The following is a 4,203-nucleotide window of genomic DNA, read 5'->3' as shown; positions in this document are numbered from 1 at the left end:
CCACTGCCTCGGCCCCGGCGAATCCCATCACACCCGAGGCGCGAGTGGGCCGGTGAGCGCTGCCTTTTTCCGCGGTTTCCGCTGGCCGCACGGGTTTCTTCGGGGAGGGGCGACCGAAGCGGAATGATCTGTGACGGTATCGTCGGGGAGCCAGCGAACCGCCTCAGCCGCCCCTGTGGAGCACTCATGAGCAGCCAGCCGCCCGCGCCCGCCCGCCGAACCGTGCTGCGCGGAGCCGCCCTGGCGGGGGCCGCCGGATTCGGCGTGGCGGCCTGCTCGGGCGGCACGTCCGGAGGGAAGCCGCCGGCCACTCCCACGGCGCCGGTCGACCTCGGCGCGGCCTCCGCGGTGCCGGTGGGCGGCGCGAAGATCTACCGGGAGAAGCGGGTCGTCGTGGCGCAGCCCGCCAAGGGCGAGTACAAGGCGTTCAGCGCGGTCTGCACGCACGCCGGCTGCGTCGTCGACAAGATCGAGGACGGGAAGATCAACTGCCCGTGCCACGGCAGCCAGTTCGACGCCGAGACCGGGAAGGTCCTGCGCGGCCCGGCGGGCGCGCCGCTGCCGTCCGTACCGCTCAAGACGGAGGGCGGAAAGCTGGTGGCGGGGCCGGACGCCTGAGCGGTTCCGCAGGTCGCGTCGGTGTGAGGCCCGGTCGGCAGGGTCGGCCGACGGTTGGGCCCGGACGCGCATATCAGCGCGCAAATAATCAGTTTTTTCCATAGTTTTGACTCGATACGCTCGGATCGGCAGCGGGTGACGCCCGAACGGACCGGGCGTTACTGACGCTGCGTCAGCACAGCGGGCGCGCCCGGCATCGAGAGAGGACCCCCATGAGCGGGACGACAGACCACAGCCCCGAGCTCCGTCCGCTGCGCGACCGGGTGACCGCTCCGTCGTCCGTAGCGCTGCCCTCGGTCGGCGACGGACTCACCTGGCGGCCCGCCACCTCCGCCGACATCGACCTGATCCTCGACCTGAGCCGGGCCGCCGGAGAGGTCGACCACCCGCGCTGGCTGGTGACGAGGGACGAGCTGGAGGAGACCTTCAAGAAGGAGTCCTTCGACCCCGAGCGCGACTCCGTGATCGCCGTCGACGCCGCCGGGCGGGCCGTCGCCTACGGCTCGGCCGCCGCCCCGTCGACCCGCGAGACGATCGTCTGCGTCGACCTCGACGGCACGGTGGCCCCCGACCGGCGCGGCGAAGGCATCGGCGGCGCGCTGCTGGCGTGGCAGGAGGCCCGTGGGCTCCAGCACTTCGCGGCCTGCGACGACGCCCTGCCGGGATGGCTCTCCTCCGGCGCGGACGAGAAGGCCGCCGCCGCGATCGGGCTCCTCGAAGCGCACGGCTACGAGCGCGCCCGGTGGTGGCTGGAGCTGGAACGCGACCTCGCCGAGCCCGTGGCCGAGGCGCCGGCCGCGCCGGGGGTGCGGCTGGTGCCCTACGGGCCGGAGTGGCAGGAGCGGTCCAGGGAAGCCTTTAACGACTCCTTCCGGGACCACTGGGGCACACAGCCCGTCACCGTCGCCGAATGGGCCGCGGGCGACCGCCTCGAAGCGTTCCGCCCGGACCTGTCGGCGATCGCCGTCACCTCCGGCGCTCCGGACATGCCTGGTGGTCCTGATGAGGAGCGTGTCGTCGGCTTCTGCTTCGTCGACGTGGCCAAGGGCGAGTGGCCGCTGCGCGGCTTCCCGTTCGGTTACGTCACGGCTGTCGGCGTACGGCGGGACGCGCGGGGTCAGGGGCTGGCGCGCACGCTGCTCGCCCATGTGCTGCGCTCGCTGAAGGCCGAAGGACTGGAAAAGGCCGTGCTCGACGTCGACGCCGAGAACCCCTCCGGCGCACTCGGCCTCTACCAGAGCCTCGGCTTCACCGTCGGCGACCGCGCGGTCAGCCTCGTCAAGCGCTTCTGACCCCGGCCGTCACGGGGCGCCGCCCACCGTCCGCTGTTCGGTTTCAGCCCGCACGCGCGCGTACCGTCGCGTTGGCCCCCGTGCCGCCCGTATCGCGCCCTACGCGCGCGTGCCGCTCCGTATCCGCGCCCGTACCGTCCTCAGTGTCCTCAGCGTCCTCAGTGCCAGTCCCACCCGATGCCCAGGATTCCCGGGCGTACGCTCTGCTCGACCAGGTGCACGCCGCGGTGCCGGCCGGCGAGCGTCAGGTCCTGGAGCCTGCCGCGCGGGGCGCCGGCGGCGGTCTGGGTGAAGCGGCGGCAGCGCACCGGGAGGGCCGCCGCGTCGAAGCGCACCTGGAGGACGTACTGGGCGCCCGCGTAGCCGAACCCGCGGACGTACTCGGTGCTCGGTCCGCCGGTGCCGTCCTCGAAGCCGTAGCCGAAGACATAGGTGTCGCCGGCCCGCAGCCTCGTGTCGAAGAGCAGCTCGCAGACGACCACCCCGGTCTCCTCGTGCCACCGCACGCGCCCCAGCCGGCAGTTCTCCGTGGCCCGTGCCGCCACCTTGCCGGGGTCGCAGCCGGGGTCCCCGTGGTGGATGGCCACATAGCGGTCCACGCCGTCCCGGTGCGCGCGCACCACGTGGTGCGAGTCCCGGCCCTGTAGCTCGCGCCGGTCTCCTATACGGACCCGTTCCAGGTGGCAGAGGGTGTGCAGACCGCCGTCCGAGGGGGCCTCCAATTCCGTGAGGAGCCGCTCCAGGGGGCGCGGTTCGTCCAGCAGGGAGCGGTACGTACGGCCGGCCGGGCGCTCGTGCTCGGTGGGGCGCGCGGGCGGTTCCAGCAGCCGGGTCAGGGCCTGCGCGGGCAGCTCCAGGATCTCCTCCAGGGCCCGTACCGCCCGCAGCGACTCCGGGCGCATCGGGCGGCGGGCGCCCTGCTGCCAGTAACTGAGGCTCGTCACCCCGACCTTGATGCCGCGTTGCGCGAGCCGGTGCTGCACCCTGTGCAGGGCCAGCCCGCGGGCGGCCAGTGCCGAGCGGAGGGCGAGGTCGAAAGGCCCGGTGCGCAGGGTCTGCGCGAGTTCGGCCTCAGTCGGCTTCGTCCGTGAGGTGATGTGCACGGTTCCCGCACCCCTCTGTGAATTTTCACAACCAGTGTGGCAGGTCTCATCGGCTGGGACCGTTGTGTTCCTGGCTGACAGATGTGGTCTGTTCACATCAGGTTCCCGTCGTTCACACCCCCGCATCACCCGCGACGAATCCTGTTGACCGGCCCCCGACAACACCCGGATGCTCCTCACCAGCGTCCGGACGCGCTCCTCCACACCAACCCCCCAGCTCGGGAGGAACGCAATGACCCGTGCACCCGCACCCTCGCAGAAGAGCCGCGCACGCGGCAGACGGCTGCCGATAGCCGGCTTCATAGCCTCGGCGCTGCTGGCCGGAACCGCCGTGGCGACGGCGACCGCCGTGTCCGCCTCGGCCGAGCCCGCCGGCGGTGCCGCACCGATGGCCGCGTCGGCCCCCGCCCCGGCCCTGGCCTCCGTCGCGGCCGCGAGCGGCCAGAGCGCCGCCCTGCGGGCCGCGCCCGGCGCCAAGAAGCTCAACATCACCATGCAGGCCCAGCAGAAGGACAACTGGTGCTGGGCCGCCTCCGGCGACACCATCGCCACGTTCTTCGGCCGGAACTACAGCCAGAACCAGTTCTGCAACGCGGCCTTCAACCGCCGCCAGGGCACCGACTGCCCCAACAACCAGGCCAACCTCGCCAATGTGCAGACCGCGCTCCGCTGGGCGGGCATCAATTCCGGCAATTATGTGACCGGATGGCTGCGCTACCCGACCGTGCAGAATGAGATCAGCGCCGGGCGGCCGGTCGAGACCCGCATCGAATGGTCCTCCGGCGGCGGGCACATGCATGTGCTCTACGGCTACGACAACTCCCGCGACAACCAGGTCTCCTGGGGCGACCCGTGGCCCTCCAACAACCGCTACAACTGGGCCTCGCACGACTGGTATGTCAGCAATCAAGAATTCTCCTGGACCCACTCGCTCTACGGGATCGGAGCGTGAGGTCATGACCGCGACGAGCCACCACACCAACGCTCCGGGCCGTAGCCGTAGCCTTACGAAGAGGAACGCGGCCCGCGCGGCCGCCGCCGCTGCCGGCGGCGCACTCGCCGGCGCGCTCCTGGGCTTCGCCCCGGCGGCCCAGGCGGCCGATACGCCGGCCGCCCCCGCCGCCTCAGCCGTCGCCGAGGCCCACCAGGCGGCCACCGCGCCCGCCACGCTCGATACGCTCTCCCGCTTC

General features: G+C 72.2%; 4 protein-coding genes and 1 pseudogene. 4 read left to right on the top strand and 1 reads right to left on the bottom strand.

Going from position 1 to position 4,203, the window contains the following annotated elements; genetic code table 11:
* The first annotated feature begins 186 nt into the window (after positions 1-186).
* Positions 187-618 carry a Rieske (2Fe-2S) protein gene (locus tag ACFU99_RS35305; protein WP_384400193.1) on the top strand — a complete coding sequence of 144 codons (432 nt, stop codon included), beginning with the start codon at positions 187-189 and terminating at the stop codon, positions 616-618.
* A gap of 212 nt (positions 619-830) precedes the next feature.
* Entirely contained in the window at positions 831-1,910 is a 1,080-nt protein-coding gene (locus ACFU99_RS35300) for a GNAT family N-acetyltransferase (protein WP_384400190.1), read from the top strand.
* Positions 1,911-2,068: 158 nt separating this feature from the next.
* On the opposite strand, the gene ACFU99_RS35295 is transcribed toward ACFU99_RS35300, so the two are convergent.
* Positions 2,069-3,013, bottom strand: coding sequence for a hypothetical protein (locus tag ACFU99_RS35295; protein WP_384400187.1), 945 nt, complete (start codon positions 3,011-3,013; stop codon positions 2,069-2,071).
* Between the two features lie 232 nt (positions 3,014-3,245).
* Between ACFU99_RS35295 and ACFU99_RS35290 the strand changes: the two genes are divergently transcribed.
* On the top strand, positions 3,246-3,965 hold the full coding sequence (locus tag ACFU99_RS35290) for a papain-like cysteine protease family protein (RefSeq protein ID WP_384400184.1): 720 nt from the start codon (positions 3,246-3,248) through the stop codon (positions 3,963-3,965).
* A 4-nt stretch (positions 3,966-3,969) separates the two neighbouring features.
* A pseudogene (locus ACFU99_RS35285) lies at positions 3,970-4,203 on the top strand (hypothetical protein); the annotation flags it as partial.

This window comes from Streptomyces sp. NPDC057654, from assembly GCF_042800135.1.
GTDB lineage: Bacteria > Actinomycetota > Actinomycetes > Streptomycetales > Streptomycetaceae > Streptomyces.
Note: the sequence above shows the minus strand (reverse complement) of the source record. Positions and strands in the feature narration are given on the sequence as shown.